Source organism: Rhodoferax lacus (assembly GCF_003415675.1).
Taxonomy (GTDB): domain Bacteria; phylum Pseudomonadota; class Gammaproteobacteria; order Burkholderiales; family Burkholderiaceae_C; genus Allorhodoferax; species Allorhodoferax lacus.
Map to the genome: position 1 here is coordinate 81,254 of NZ_QFZK01000012.1, position 13,686 is coordinate 94,939.

The window sequence follows — 13,686 nt, forward strand, 5'->3', positions numbered from 1 at the left end:
CATGAACATTGTCCTCTTCACCCACCCGCAATTTTTGCGCTCACAAAGCATGCCGCGCTTTGCGCACATGCTCAAGGATGGGTACGAAGCGCGTGGCCACACAGTGCAAATGTGGGCGCCGCAAGCGCTGGCATACCACTGGATACCTGAGGGTCGGTTCAGCAAGTGGGCTGGCTATATTGACCAGTATCTGCTGTTCCCCTTGTGGGTGATGTGGAAGACCAGCCTGCAGCCCAAGGACACCTTGTATGTGTTTGCCGACCAGGCCTTGGGGCCCTGGGTACCGCGAGTAAAGAACAAGCCGCATGTGGTGCATGTGCATGACCTGCTGGCATTGCGTTCTGCCCTGGGGCTGGTGCCAGAGAACCGCACCGGCTGGAGTGGCAGGCTGTACCAGCGCTACATACGCCACGGATTTCGGCAGGCACGCCATTTCATTTCCATATCCTACAGAACACGTGACGATCTGGAACGCTATGGACAACCCACACCCCTATCGTCCACGGTGGTCTACAACGGGCTGAATTTCCCTTATGCGCCGCTGCCGGACCAAGACGCACGGTTGTTACTGATACAAGCCGGGTTACCGGTTGCAGACGAAGGCATGTTGCTGCATGTGAGCGGCAACCAGTGGTACAAAAATGTGGCGGGGGTAATCCGGCTGTACGCCCACTATGCGCGAAAACACACGGCACCGCTCCCCCTGTGGCTGATAGGCGCCATGGGACGGGACAACCTGAAGGAAGCATTGGCTGAAGTGCCATCGCAAGGGCAGGTTCTGTTCTTTCAGGGGCTGGACAACCGGGTGTTGCAGGCCTGCTATTCGCAAGCCAGGGTGCTTGTGTTTCCCAGTCTGGCCGAAGGCTTTGGCTGGCCTTTGATAGAAGCGCAGGCCTGTGGCTGCCCGGTGCTGACCACCGATGAGGCACCCATGAGTGAGATCAGCGGCCCGGCTGCGCGCTACCTGCCACGCCTCAAAGCCAGCGAAGACGTGCAAGCCTGGGCTGCGAATGCAGCGAATGTGCTGAACGACATGCTGAACATGAGTGCCAATGACACACAGAAGCTGCGTGCGCAGTGCGCCGCTTGGCCCGCCCGGTTTGATTCCGAGGCCGCCATTGAAGGCTATTTGCGCGTCTACCAGCAAGCGATTGCCACCACCCAGAGCCAACTGGCTATCAACAAGTCATAGGCCTGAAGCATGCGAATTTTGCACATTATTTCCGGCGTGAACCCTAAGGGCGGCGGCCCGATTGAAGGGGTACGTCAAATTGGTCGCAAGCTCACAGAGATGGGTCACACCGTGGAGGTGCTGTCCATGGACGACCCTGCTGCTGCGTATGTGAAAGAATTTCCGCTGCCTGTGCATACCCTGGGCCCCACCGTGGGTGCATACCAATACAACGCGCACCTGGTTCCATGGCTCAAAGCCCATGCAAAAGAATATGACGCGATCGTCATAAACGGGCTTTGGCAGTACCACAGTTTTGCTACCTGGCGCGCCCTGCATGGCAGTGATGTGCCCTATTACATCTACACCCACGGCATGCTGGACCCCTGGTTCAAACGCACCTACCCGCTCAAGCACCTGAAGAAGTGGCTGTACTGGCCGTGGGCCGAATACCGCGTGCTGCGCGACGCAAAGGGCGTGCTGTTTACCTGTGAAGACGAGCGCTTGCTGGCACGCCAGTCATTCTGGCTTTACAAGGCGCGCGAAGCCGTAGTCAGCTACGGCACCAAGGCGCCACCCACCAACGCAGCGCAGTTGCGCACGCAGTTTATGGCGGCCTACCCTGCGCTGCAGGGCAAACGCGTGTTGCTGTTTCTGAGCCGCATCCAGGTGAAGAAGGGCTGCGACTTGCTGATTGAGGCCTTTGCCAAGGTAGCGGACCAGGACCCCACGCTGCATCTGCTGATGGCCGGGCCTGACCAGACCGGCTGGGTAGCCGAGCTGAAGGCACTGGCACAGGCGCGCGGCATAGCGGACCGCATCAGCTGGCCCGGCATGCTGCAGGGGGACATGAAGTGGGGTGCGTTTTACAGCGCCGAAGCTTTTGTGCTGCCTTCGCACCAGGAGAACTTTGGCATTGCAGTCGCAGAGGCCATGGGCTGCGGACTGCCGGTGCTGATATCGGACAAGGTGAACATCTGGCGCGAGATACAGGCCGATGGCGCGGGCATCGTGAATACCGACACAGTGGACGGAACTGTGCAAACGCTCACGCAATGGCTGGGCATGAGCGCAGAGGCCAAACAGGCTATGGGCGTACAGGCCAAGCAAAGCTTTGAGGCGCGCTTTACGGTGGAGGCCATGGCCAGCAGCTTGCTGGCGATCGTGCAAGAGGCAAAGCCGTGAGCCAAGCAAGCAACATATCCGTTCTGATCCTCACGAAGAACGAGCAACAGGATTTGCCCGGCTGCCTGACTAGCGTGCAGTGGTCCGACGATGTGCACGTATTGGACTCGCATAGCACCGACGACACGGTCGCGTTGGCACAGGCTGCAGGCGCACACACCACACTGCGCGCCTTTGACGGCTATGCAAGCCAGCGCAACTTTGGATTGAGGCTGCCCTTCAAACACCAGTGGGTTCTGATCGTGGATGCAGACGAGCGCATACCCGCATCCCTTGTGGCCGAGATGCAAGCCTTTGCTACCTCTGCCCCTGAATCGGTGGGGGCTGCACGCATGCGACGGCGCGACATTTGGTGGGACACCTGGCTTCGCCATGCACAGATATCACCCTTTTACGTCAGGCTGGTTAAAGCTGGACGCGCGCACTACGAGCGCGAGGTGAATGAGGTGCTGGTGGTGGACGGTGACATCCATGACCTGAACGAAGCCTTTGACCACTACCCTTTCTCGAAGGGGCTGGACCACTGGATTGCCAAACACAATGTGTATTCCCGCATGGAAGCCGAAGTGATCGCTTCGGGCCAGGGCATACAGCCCTCGTGGAAGACCGCACTATTTGGGCGTGACTTCAATGAACGCAGAGGGCACCAGAAGGCGATCTTTTATCGCCTGCCGGGCAGGCCCCTAATCAAGTTCTTATACATGCTGGTTGTACGCCGCGCCTTCCTGGATGGTGCGGCCGGTATCCGCTATGCAAGCCTGCAAGCCATCTACGAATACATGATTGTTCTAAAGGTCAAAGAACTGTCACACGCGTGCCGCACGACTGCGCCAAAGTCGGTTTCATGAAAATCCTTCTGTACAGCGTCAACTTCGCACCCGAGCCTGTTGGCATTGGCAAGTACTCCGGCGAGATGGCGGCCTGGCTGGTGGCGCAGGGGCACGAGGTGCGTGTGGTGTGTGCACCGCCCTATTACCCGGAATGGAAACTCGACAAGGCCTACCAGCCGGGGCGCTACTACCGCCAGCGCTGGGAGAACGTGACCGTGTTCCGCGCGCCGCTGTGGGTGCCCAAGCAACCCGGTGGCCTGAAGCGCATTCTGCATTTGGCGTCCTTTGCCATCAGCTCGTTCCCTGTGATGCTGTCACAGTGCCTGTGGCGCCCCGACGTAGTGTTTACCGTGGCCCCCGCACTGATCTGCGCGCCCACCGGCTACCTGACGGCCAAGCTGTGCAATGCCAAGTCGTGGTTGCATGTGCAGGATTTTGAAGTGGATGTGGCCTTCCAGATGGGCCTGCTCAAGGGCCGGCGCCTGCAGAACCTGGCGCTGGCCATGGAGCGCTGGCTGTACTGCCGCTTTGACATGCTGTCCAGCATCTCGGGCAACATGATCAAGCAGCTGCTGGCCAAGGGCCGCACGCGCGAGAACACCTTTTTGTTCCCCAACTGGGTGGACATTGACCACGTCACGCCGCTCAAGACCGTCAGCAGCTACCGGGCCGAGCTGGGCATTGCGCCCGAGGCCACGGTTGCCATGTTCTCCGGCACGCTGGGCGGCAAGCAGGGGCTGATGGTGATACCCGAAGCCGCCAAGCTGCTGCTGCACCGCCCGGACATTGTGTTTGTGATTTGCGGCAACGGCGCCTTCAAGCCCTTGCTGCAGGCCGTGGCCGACAAGCTGCCCAACCTGAAGCTGCTGCCCCTGCAACCCTTTGACCGCCTGAGCGATTTGCTGGGCATGGCCGACGTCCATTTGCTGCCCCAGAGCCAGGATGCCGAAGACCTGGTGCTACCCTCCAAGTTGTCGGGCATGCTGGCCAGTGGCCGCCCGGTGATTGCCACCTGCCGCATGGATACCGAGATAGCCAATGTGGTGTCGCAGTGCGGCATGGTGGTAGAGCCTGCCGACAGCGCCGCGCTGGCCCAGGCCATAGAAAAGCTGGCCGACCATCCGGAGCTGCGACTGCAACTGGGGCTGAACGCACGCCACTATGCCGAGTCGCATGTGGACAGTGACTCGGTGCTGGGACGGCTGGAGGATGAGCTGGAGGCGCAGGTCTATGGAGAGCCAATCGGTGCCACCAGTTCCTGAGCAACTGTTGCCGGGTGACCTGGTCGTCTTTCAGCCAGAGTTCGTTGAATTTGGTGGTGAAGAGCGGGTGATTCTTTCGCTGTGCCGTGAGCTGCACGCGCAGGGCAAACCGCACGCCGTGCTGTGCTATTGGGACAGCATTGGCCTTGCCAAATATGCCGAATGGCCACTGAAGGTGGTGGAGCTGGGACCCAAGAGAAACCCCGTGTCCAAGGTGCTGAGCCTGCGACGCTGTCTGCAAGATATTGCCAACCTGGGCGGGCCGGTTCCGGTGCTGTTCAATATCCAGTCGGCCTACCATGCGGGCCTGGGCGCCCATGCGCCCTACCACCTGCGCATTCCGGACACCTACAGTCTGCTGAGCTTTGTACCGGAGGGCACGGCGCCCGTGCAAGCACCTCTGGCCACCCGCATCAAGTCGGTGGTCAGCTCGGCCATCTGCCACATGGCCACACGCAGAGGCATACAAAACGCTGTGCACCTGGTGACCAACACGGCAGCACTTCGCGATGAAATGCATCAGCTGTATGACCGCAAGGCAGAAGTTATTTATCTGGGTGGGTTTGGTATGCCGATGGTGGGCACACCACAGCGTGTAGAGGCACCCATAGAGTTGCTCACTGTGTCGCGCCTGCAGTCCAGTAAACGCATTGACTGGATCTTGCAGGCACTGGCCGATATCCAGAAAAGCGGTGCCGACTATGCACCCTGGCGTCTGCACATTGCGGGCAGCGGGCCCGATGCGGCTGCTCTGAAGGCGCTTTCTGATAGCCTGGGGTTGGGTGCACAGGTTGTGTTCCATGGTTTTGTGAGCGATGAACAGCTCAGGGCCCTGTATGCCAGGGCGCACGTGTTTTTGATGCCAGCCAAACAAGGTTATGGCTTGCCTGCCATTGAGGCGCTGTACCAGAAGATGGGCCTGGTCGTGAGTGATGAATCCGGCGTGGTTGAAATACTGGACAACACCAGTTGGGTGGCCATTGCGCGTGGCGGCAAGGCAGGGTTTTCCAAGGCCTTGGGCGATATGCTCGGGCGGGTTACACAGCCTGGCTTCTTTGAACGGGCCCTGCCTGACTTGCCGATGGAAAAGACCTGGGCTATCAAGCTGATACAACATCTGCAATGGTGAAGACTTGGGCTAGATTGGTGCCAACTTTGGCCAGTGTCTTTTGGTGGATGCTGGCCAGCTGGCCCATGCTTACCCATGCAGGGCCCACCCCACCCATCGTTATCAACAGCGCACAGTCCGCGCGCGCTGGGGACATCGTGGGCTTTCAGGGCGCGGCGTTTGGCGAAAGTCCCACAGCTGTTCTGGAGGGTGTGAATGGAAGCCCTGCCATTCCACTTGAACGCGTAAATACCATTGCAGACATTTGGGCATCGTTCCGATTGCCTGCCACTGCCAGCGGTGCACTCATCGTTCGCCTGGGCAATGGCGATGCACTTGGTGCGCCCATCAAGCTCAACGCGGCAACAGCGTTCCATCTGGATACTACCCAGCTGGCTGCGGGGGGCAAGTTCAGGGTGTTCGGGCGCAATTTGCTGTTGCCCGGATATACCCCGGTGGTCAAGGTGGATGGATGGGCCGCTGCAATCGATGGGGCTGCAAGCGATGAAAACATGCTGGTGGCAACTGCGCCGCTGCGCCTGGGCAACAAGGCCCGTATCGCCGTATCCGTAGACAACGGCAATGGCACAGGCGCCAGCCTGATGGAACGCCCCATCGCGTCCGCATCGGGTGACGGCAAAGACCCGTTTGGGCTGGGTGTGGGTTGGGCCAGTGCATTCTCTGGCATCGCCAGCCGGGTGCTGCTGGCCGCCAGTGACCAGCGCCTGCAACGGCCTGTGAAATGCAACGGCAGCCAGGACGACAGCAAGGGTCTGCAGGAGGCCATTGACCTGGCCAACGCCACAGGCGGCGGCACGGTATGGCTGCCGGAAGGCACCTGCCGCCTGTCTGCAACTGTGCAGCTCAAGTCCAACGTGGTGGTACAAGGTGCAGGCCCCCGGCGCACCGTGCTTGCATACGATGCCAACTACCCACTGTTAGGTCGTGGCGTGAGTCTGGCGGGGCTGCGCAATTTTTCCCTGCGCAATGTGGCAGGCACCATCGAGAGTGCGCTGCTGCAGAAGAGTGACAGGGTGTTTTTTTCGAACGTGGTGTTTGAGATCAATGGCGGCATCCAGATGTTCTTGACTGAGAATCTCAATGTGGTGATTGACCACTGCGAGTTCCTGCAACCCAAGAACCCACGCGAGTCCGGCCCCTTTGTGTTGTCTGGATCGGCTGGATTGGTGTTTACGCACAACCGTGTGGTCTTTGCCAATGGCAACCCGAATTTTGGGGGAGTGCATGACGCCTATGTTGGCGACAACCACATATCCAGGGACGTGCGCGACAACCAGCATTCCAAAGGCGTGGTGCACAGCCTGACGCTGGACTTTGCCCACCGTGTGGCGGTGGTCAACAATGTGCTGGATGTGTTGGGTGGCCCCATCGTGAACAAGCGGCGCAACGACGGCGAAACCATACTGACGGAAGGGGGTGGTGGCAACCGCACAGAGAATATTGGATATGTGAAGGCGGCCACCGCGCTGACGTTGACGGACCCCGACGTGGTGCACAAGGTGCGGCCGTTTGGGGCTGGGGAAATACCAGAAAACTACGCGGTGGCCATTGTTGCCGGCACGGGAACCGGACAGACCAGAAGGGTGGTTGGCTACAACAACAGCACCCTGACAGTGGACCACGCCTGGGACATTGTTCCCGATGCCAGCAGCCACTACGCCACCTTTGTGTGGGGGCTGGAGAAAACACTCATCAAGGGCAATACCCTGTCGCAAAACGCGCGCGGCATCTGGCTGTACCAGACGGCGGTGAAAGACGTGGACATCGTGTCCAACACTATTACCGAGGGTGGTGGCATCTACTTGCGCACGGCGCAGAGCCTGAAGGACCGGCTTTTCACGCCGATGTATGGCGTGAAGGTAGCCAACAACACCATCTTCAATTCAAGTAGCGAATGGCCTTCCTATATCCACTTGGCCTTTGTGCGCATGGATGAACCGGCGTTTGGTCTGGGTGCGATCGGTGTGGAAATACGGGCCAACACCCTGCAGGCCAACCGCCCCAATGTGTCTTTGAACGAAGAAGAGTCTGGTGGCGTGGAGGGCTTTGTTGTCAGAGCTCGTTTTGAAGGTGAAAGTCAAGGCCGAAGCAAAAACCAGACGCGCCTGTTGGGCACCATCTTTCAAGACAACCAATGCACGGATTGCAATGTCGGCCTGCTGGTGCGCGAGGGGGCACAGGGGACCGTGCTGGATGGCAATGCCAATTCCGTAACCGACTTGCAAAAACCCTGAACGCCATTCTTCACAGCTTTGTCATACGCGGGCTGTTTAATCCGTTGAAAAGGGTGGGGAATGAAAACAAAAATAATTCAGCGTCTGCTGCTGGCAGCAGTGTGTCTGTGCGCCATAGCTGAGGGCTCAGTCCGTTGGATGGGGATGGTTGACTTCCCCATCTACATGACAGACCAATCCATTGGCTACCTGCCCAAGCCCAATCAAGAGGGCAAGTTCCTGAATGAGAATACCTGGGTTTTCAATGACCGCAGCATGGGGACGCCAGCCCCCTGGAACCCTGCTGCCAAGCCCAATGTGCTTCTGATTGGCAACAGCATCGTCATGGGCGGCAACCCGTATAACCAGCCCGACAAACTGGGCCCTCTGGTTCAGGCCTTGCTGGGTGACAAGGTTGCCGTGTGGCCTATTGCGGTGGGCGCGTGGTCCACCGTGAATGAGACCGCCTATCTGCAGCAGAACCCGGATGTAGTCCAAGCCAGCAATTTCTTTGTCTGGGAATACATGAATGGCGGCCTGAGCAGGATGAGCCTGGACCGTGGACAGTATGTTTTCCCCTCAGAAAAGCCGGTGCTTGCCAGCTGGTATGTGCTGCGCCGCTATGTGCTACCCAGGTTCATGGATTTCCCGATGGATGAGCTTCCACCCACAGGGCAAAGCCAGCAGGAAAACATGCAGCAGTTTGAAGAGCAGGTCGCCAAGTTGTCACTCGGCAAGGGCGGCAAGGTACCTGGCATCTTGTTCTTCTATCCAGGCAGGGATGAGTACATCGGCTTTCAGAAAGGCACTGAGTATGTGCCCGACCGGAAGGAGTTGGAACGGATTGCTGCTAAATACGGCCTGAGGATTGTTGACGTTGCCAGACGACCAGAATGGAATTTGTCCATGTACCGAGAGGGCACTCACCCTACGGTGGAAGGCAACCAGGTATTGGCGCATATTCTGGCCACTGCGATTCGTGAAGCCATGCCACTGTAACAAACGCCAACTAGACTCCAGGTCCATGGACTGGGCCACGTTTTGATCAGCATTTGCATACCGGCCTACAAGCACGTGGCCCTGACACACGAGTGCGCCCAATCGGTGCTGCGCCAGGACACGGACCTTGAACTGGTGGTACTGGATGACTTCTATCTGCTGGACCAGACCGCAGAAAACATCCGACAGATTGAGGCCTTGCGCGAGCTGCTGCATGCGGACCGGCGGGTAAAGTGCGTCAGCAACGAAAAGCTGCTGCCCATACAAGACAACTGGAACAAGGCCGTGTCCTTGTGCAGTGGCAGCCATGTGAAGCTGATGGGTGCCGATGACAACATGCTGCCCGGCAGCGTTGCCAAGATGCAAGCCATGGTCCAGGCGCAGCCTGCGGTGGCCTTCCATGGCCACCTTGCCAACCTGATTGATGCGCAAGGCAAGCTGATACGGCAACAAAAACGCTATGGTGATCGGTTTACCAATCGGCCCCTGACCGGCACAGAAGCCTTGCAGGGCAAGCTGCGCCAACAGGTGCGCTTCAAGGAACCCGCCTGCAACTTCTTCCTCAAATGCGCCTGGGAAAAAGTAGGCGGCTACGACACACGGTTCCGCTTTGTATTTGATGTGGACTTCAACTCCAAGCTCATGGCCAGTTCAAGCTCCATGCTGTGGAACGAAACACTGGTGGAGCTCAGGCGGCACCAGAACTCGGATGGCGCGCAACTGCCTGCCTCCTTGGCCTTGATGGACCTTGCGGGCTTGGTGGAGGCCATCACCCAACGGCTGGGCACCGCCTGCACCAGCCAGGACCGAGCGGCCGCAGCGGGCTGGGTTCAATACCGCCTGCTGGAGCTATTGGCCCAACGTGTGCGCAGCAGGCCCCTGGACATTGCCAAGCTGCTGTCGTCCAACCTGGGCTTGTTTGCCAAAAACCCGGCGTCCTGGTACTGGATGCTCAAGCTGCTGGCAGGCCGTGCGCTCTATCATGACGTGCAGCAAGCCTAAATGAACCACACCAAATACCAGGTTGACCTGACCAAGAGCGCAACGCATTGGCCCCTGCCCCTCAAGATCAAACGGGCGGTGTGGCAGTACGTGGTGCGCCCGCTTTTTTATGCCACGCCAGGTTCAGCCAATGCACTGCGCATTTTTATATTGCGGGCCATGGGCGCAACGATAGGCCACACCTGCCTAATTCAGCCCAAGGTGAATGTTCTGATGCCCTGGAATCTGCGCATAGGCAACTGCGTGGCCATTGATCACCATGTGGAGATATACAACTTTGCGATGGTCACCATCCACGACATGACCGTGATATCGCAGCGCAGCTATTTGTGCACCGGCACCCATGACTACACCCATCCATACATGCCGCTCACCTGGAAGCCCATCACTATAGGCACGGAGTGCTGGGTTGCAGCCGAGGTTTTTGTGGCCCCGGGTGTGGAGATTGGCAATGGCTCGGTCATTGGAGCCCGGTCCGTGGTGACCAAAAACTTGCCCGAGTGGATGGTGTGTGCAGGGAATCCGTGTGTGCCGATCAAGCCGAGGACATTGGTTGAGCTTTAAAGTTAGCGTCTATACGTTTCCGACCGCAGACTGATGCGGAAGTGGTCTGATACGCCCCATGATCTGCACCTTTGTGCGTACGGCATTTTTCTCGATCCATCTCCACGACGGAATCGCACAAAGAAGCGTGCAGAGAAACGAAACTGCAACCATCTCTATTGGTTTAATGCCCTGCCATGCCATTGCCAGCATTTGCTGGATGGGAAATGCGTAGAGATACATTCCGTACGAGTAGTCACCCACAAGGTTGTATTTTCGAAAGACCCCACGGGGTACGAAGGCGAAGTACATTACGACATAGGCAAGCGCAAAGGGCAGCAAGACTCTGAATACACTCAGCGACAACAGCTGTGCGACACACAGCGAAGTGAGCGCGAGAATTGCGCCATACCAGCTCAGAAAAATTCGGCTTCGAAGCTGCCACATCATCGAACCCATTGCGAACATCGTAACGGCCAAGACGCTGTGTGCCGCGTGTGCGTTAGTCCTGCTAAGGTCAAGCCAGACACAATACAGGACGAACCCAGAGCCGGCCGTGAGGGCCAAGAACGCTTCCCCACTACCCCCCCACCGCAATCTCAGGCGAAACTTCCTCAAGCCCTTTGCCACCCCCCACAGCATTAGCAAAACGACATAGCACCGCAGCTCCCAAGGCAGAGTCCACAAAGAACCATTCACGGCTGCCTTGTACGGGTTGGCTTCAAATACTCCCGTCAGCTTGGTCGATACACCACCAAGCAGGGTTACACATTTCACAAGGTATACCCCTGCCTGAAATCCAAAGTAGTCTCCGATTGAAGTTGTTGTAACGATAGGCCCCACAACAAAGACCGTTATCAAGATCAATACCAAGAGGGCAGGAAAAATGCGCAAGCACCGCGCCACGATGAAGTCGAGGGGGTCCCGGCTTTTACAGATGCTGGCTGTAACCAGAAAGCCGCTTGCCACGAAAAAGGCACACACTGCAAGCTCACCCAGTGACATGCCAATCCACCTCACAAGCGGCTCTGTATCAGAGTCGCCTGTTGCCAATACAAAACTATGGGATATCAATACTGCAGTAGCAGCAACGATGCGCAACAGATTCAGGTTGTTGTCCCGCCCGTTAGCCAATAAATTCAAACTCGCACCACTGCCGGCCATTTTCAACTCCCACTAGAAATGAACAGGATGTAAATTTTCAATTGGAAAAAATGCTGGCCTGATTTGCGTGCCAGCATACAAACCAATTGTTACGGCCTGATGCCACCCCACCCCACCCCACCGCACAGCCCCTCTCATTACAGGATTCACTTATTCCCGTCCGTTCGGATGACCCATCCGCACCATTTCGGTGAGAAGGATTTCAACTTCAACCCGTATCGTTGCCCTTGTTGATTGCGCGCATCCGGTTCATCCCAACCGGCCGCTGCAACACCAAAGAATCATCCAAGGGAGTTCTCACCATGTTGAACAAAAAAGCCTGTGCCGCAGCCGTAGCTTTGACGCTGCTGGCCGCCAGTGCCTCTGCCGCCAATGTGTCCGCGTCCATGACGGTGGCCCAGTCGGATGGTTCCACCTGGGTGGAAGACCTGTCGGGCCTGGTGGTGACCGATGCGCAAAACAACTTTGCCATGGTGCAAGGTGCTGGTACCAGCGGCTTCTACCAAAACGGTGGCTTTGTGTCCGCCGCCCAAACCGGCAGCCACCCGGACTACTGGCAATGGAACGCCACCAGCAGCTCCTGGAACTGGCACACCGCGCAGACGCTGAATGGCACTTCGCCTGCAGCCGCCAGCTCGGCCAACCCCTGGCAGTCGGTGGTCAACCTGCAAAACTTCTCGGGCCATGGTGACCCGGACATGATCTATGCCGTGTCTGCCATCAACAACAACGCGCTGACGCAGACCTATACCTTTACCTTTGCCGAGGCCATTGCGCCCACAGTCAGCGGTGCCAACACAACCTATGCGGACATCTCGGGCGTGCTGACCAGCCGCACGGGCAATGTGGGTGGCGCCACCATTGCGCCGGTGAATGCCGGCGGCATCCAGAGCTTCCAGCTGTCTGCAGACAATGGCAGCACCTTTGTAAATGCGGGTGTGGACGTGGGCGGATCTGTGAACGTAGCCAGCGGCACCAACTCTTTTGCCATGGCATCGGCCACCAACCCCACGGGCCCCACAGGCCTGACCTGGAACTACATGCGCATGGTGAGCACCTTTACCCTGAGCGGCAAGAGTGCGGCCAGCCTGGCGGGCTTCGCCTCCATCACCCCGGTGCCCGAACCCCAGCTGGGCAGCATGATGCTGCTGGGCCTGGGCCTGATTGGCACCATCGTGCGCCGCCGTAGCCGTAGAAACCTGTGGCAATAAGCCAGGCCATGCTGAACAAGAGACTGATTCCTGTCGTGCTGGCAGTGCTCTGCCTGGCACCCCTGTCTGCATCGGCCCTGGTGGGCGGTGCGGGCGTTGCAGACAACAGCGTCACCTCCCCCTGGGCGGGTGTGGGCAGCCTGAGCGTGGGCGGTGGCCTGTTTACTGGCACGCTGATCGCACCCGGCTATGTGCTCACAGCGGCCCACGTTGTGGCCGGTGCGGCGGCTGGCAGTGTGAGCTTTCAGCTCAATGCGGGCAGCAGCTACACGGTGGCCGCCAGCGACATCTATATCAACCCCAGCTATACCGGCAACACGGCAGGCAATGTGGCGGGTGACCCCACCAACCACAATGACCTGGCCATCATCCGGCTGAGTGGCGCGGTGGGCAGCAACATTCCTTTCTACAACCTGTACAGCGGCAACCTGCAGGGCGCAGACCTGAACTTCGTGAGCTACGCGGGCAGCACCACGGCCAAGACCACGGGCGAGAACATTGCCGATGTGCTCTACACCAATGCAGCGGGCACCAACAAGACGTATATCTTTGACTTTGACGGCCCCAACCAATCCACCAATGTCATGGGTGGCGGCACGCTTGGCGCGAACCGCGAAGCCTCTTTGGTCAATGGCGATTCGGGCAGTGCTGCCTTTGTCAGCGTGAACGGTCAGTGGCAGTTGGCCGGCATCAATACCTTTGAGGCCACCTTTGCCGGACGCTCCACCACCCCGGGCACCTATGGCACGGGCGGTGGCGGTGTGGTGTTGGCGGGCTATTCGCCGTGGATCAACAGCGTGATCACCGCGCCCGTGCCGGAACCCGAGAGCGCCAACCTGCTGCTGCTGGGCCTGGCCGTTCTGGGTGGCGCGGTACACCGCAGGAAATCCGCCCGGGTTTCATAGCAACGACACAGTCGGCCACTAGAGTGCAAGCCTTGGTGCCGTGCGCGTTGGTTACGGCACCCTGTTACTTAA

The 13,686-nt window shown here is 58.6% G+C and carries 12 protein-coding genes; 11 read left to right on the top strand and 1 reads right to left on the bottom strand.

The annotated features are described in order from the left end of the window. The first annotated feature begins 1 nt into the window (after position 1). From DIC66_RS16600 to DIC66_RS16640, 9 genes are all read left to right on the top strand, one after another. Positions 2-1,192 carry a glycosyltransferase family 4 protein gene (locus DIC66_RS16600; RefSeq protein ID WP_117179209.1) on the top strand — a complete coding sequence of 397 codons (1,191 nt, stop codon included), beginning with the start codon at positions 2-4 and terminating at the stop codon, positions 1,190-1,192. Between the two features lie 9 nt (positions 1,193-1,201). Next, positions 1,202-2,356, top strand: a complete 1,155-nt coding sequence (locus tag DIC66_RS16605) for a glycosyltransferase (RefSeq protein ID WP_117179210.1) — start codon at positions 1,202-1,204, stop codon at positions 2,354-2,356. Next, a complete protein-coding gene (locus DIC66_RS16610; RefSeq protein WP_117179211.1) occupies positions 2,353-3,204 on the top strand; it encodes a glycosyltransferase family 2 protein in 852 nt (283 codons plus the stop codon). The genes DIC66_RS16605 and DIC66_RS16610 overlap by 4 nt, the downstream gene beginning before the upstream one ends. After that, positions 3,201-4,448: a glycosyltransferase WbuB gene (locus DIC66_RS16615; protein ID WP_117179254.1), complete on the top strand. Its 1,248-nt coding sequence runs from the start codon at positions 3,201-3,203 to the stop codon at positions 4,446-4,448. The genes DIC66_RS16610 and DIC66_RS16615 overlap by 4 nt, the downstream gene beginning before the upstream one ends. After that, positions 4,432-5,577, top strand: coding sequence for a glycosyltransferase family 4 protein (locus DIC66_RS16620; protein ID WP_158558929.1), 1,146 nt, complete (start codon positions 4,432-4,434; stop codon positions 5,575-5,577). The genes DIC66_RS16615 and DIC66_RS16620 overlap by 17 nt, the downstream gene beginning before the upstream one ends. A 260-nt stretch (positions 5,578-5,837) precedes the next feature. After that, a complete protein-coding gene (locus tag DIC66_RS16625) occupies positions 5,838-7,811 on the top strand; it encodes a glycosyl hydrolase family 28-related protein (protein WP_158558930.1) in 1,974 nt (657 codons plus the stop codon). A 60-nt stretch (positions 7,812-7,871) separates the two neighbouring features. Continuing rightward, positions 7,872-8,789, top strand: coding sequence for a hypothetical protein (locus tag DIC66_RS16630; protein WP_147321340.1), 918 nt, complete (start codon positions 7,872-7,874; stop codon positions 8,787-8,789). Positions 8,790-8,831: 42 nt separating this feature from the next. Beyond that, positions 8,832-9,791, top strand: coding sequence for a glycosyltransferase (locus tag DIC66_RS16635; RefSeq protein WP_158558931.1), 960 nt, complete (start codon positions 8,832-8,834; stop codon positions 9,789-9,791). Continuing rightward, the gene (locus DIC66_RS16640; RefSeq protein ID WP_117179215.1) at positions 9,792-10,355 is read left to right on the top strand and encodes an LbetaH domain-containing protein; all 564 of its coding nucleotides are present in this window, start codon (positions 9,792-9,794) and stop codon (positions 10,353-10,355) included. A 9-nt stretch (positions 10,356-10,364) separates the two neighbouring features. Here the strand turns inward: DIC66_RS16640 and DIC66_RS16645 are convergent, their stop codons facing one another. Beyond that, positions 10,365-11,498 (bottom strand): acyltransferase family protein, encoded by a 1,134-nt coding sequence (locus DIC66_RS16645; protein ID WP_117179216.1) that lies wholly within the window; start codon positions 11,496-11,498, stop codon positions 10,365-10,367. Between the two features lie 302 nt (positions 11,499-11,800). On the opposite strand from DIC66_RS16645, the gene DIC66_RS16650 reads away from it, so the two are divergent. Together DIC66_RS16650 and DIC66_RS16655 are read left to right on the top strand one after the other, a co-directional pair. Then, the gene (locus tag DIC66_RS16650; protein WP_147321341.1) at positions 11,801-12,709 is read left to right on the top strand and encodes a PEP-CTERM sorting domain-containing protein; all 909 of its coding nucleotides are present in this window, start codon (positions 11,801-11,803) and stop codon (positions 12,707-12,709) included. Positions 12,710-12,717: 8 nt separating this feature from the next. Next, on the top strand, positions 12,718-13,614 hold the full coding sequence (locus DIC66_RS16655; protein ID WP_147321342.1) for a trypsin-like serine protease: 897 nt from the start codon (positions 12,718-12,720) through the stop codon (positions 13,612-13,614). Positions 13,615-13,686: the final 72 nt, after the last annotated feature.

What these genes read in the sequence shown, in the direction of transcription:
- DIC66_RS16600 (WP_117179209.1), top strand. Translation starts at nt 2, where the DNA reads ATGAACATTGTCCTCTTCACCCACCCGCAATTTTTGCGCTCACAAAGC.
- DIC66_RS16645 (WP_117179216.1), bottom strand. Translation starts at nt 11,498, where the DNA reads ATGGCCGGCAGTGGTGCGAGTTTGAATTTATTGGCTAACGGGCGGGAC.
- DIC66_RS16630 (WP_147321340.1), top strand. Translation starts at nt 7,872, where the DNA reads ATGAAAACAAAAATAATTCAGCGTCTGCTGCTGGCAGCAGTGTGTCTG.
- DIC66_RS16640 (WP_117179215.1), top strand. Translation starts at nt 9,792, where the DNA reads ATGAACCACACCAAATACCAGGTTGACCTGACCAAGAGCGCAACGCAT.
- DIC66_RS16655 (WP_147321342.1), top strand. Translation starts at nt 12,718, where the DNA reads ATGCTGAACAAGAGACTGATTCCTGTCGTGCTGGCAGTGCTCTGCCTG.
- DIC66_RS16605 (WP_117179210.1), top strand. Translation starts at nt 1,202, where the DNA reads ATGCGAATTTTGCACATTATTTCCGGCGTGAACCCTAAGGGCGGCGGC.
- DIC66_RS16615 (WP_117179254.1), top strand. Translation starts at nt 3,201, where the DNA reads ATGAAAATCCTTCTGTACAGCGTCAACTTCGCACCCGAGCCTGTTGGC.
- DIC66_RS16650 (WP_147321341.1), top strand. Translation starts at nt 11,801, where the DNA reads ATGTTGAACAAAAAAGCCTGTGCCGCAGCCGTAGCTTTGACGCTGCTG.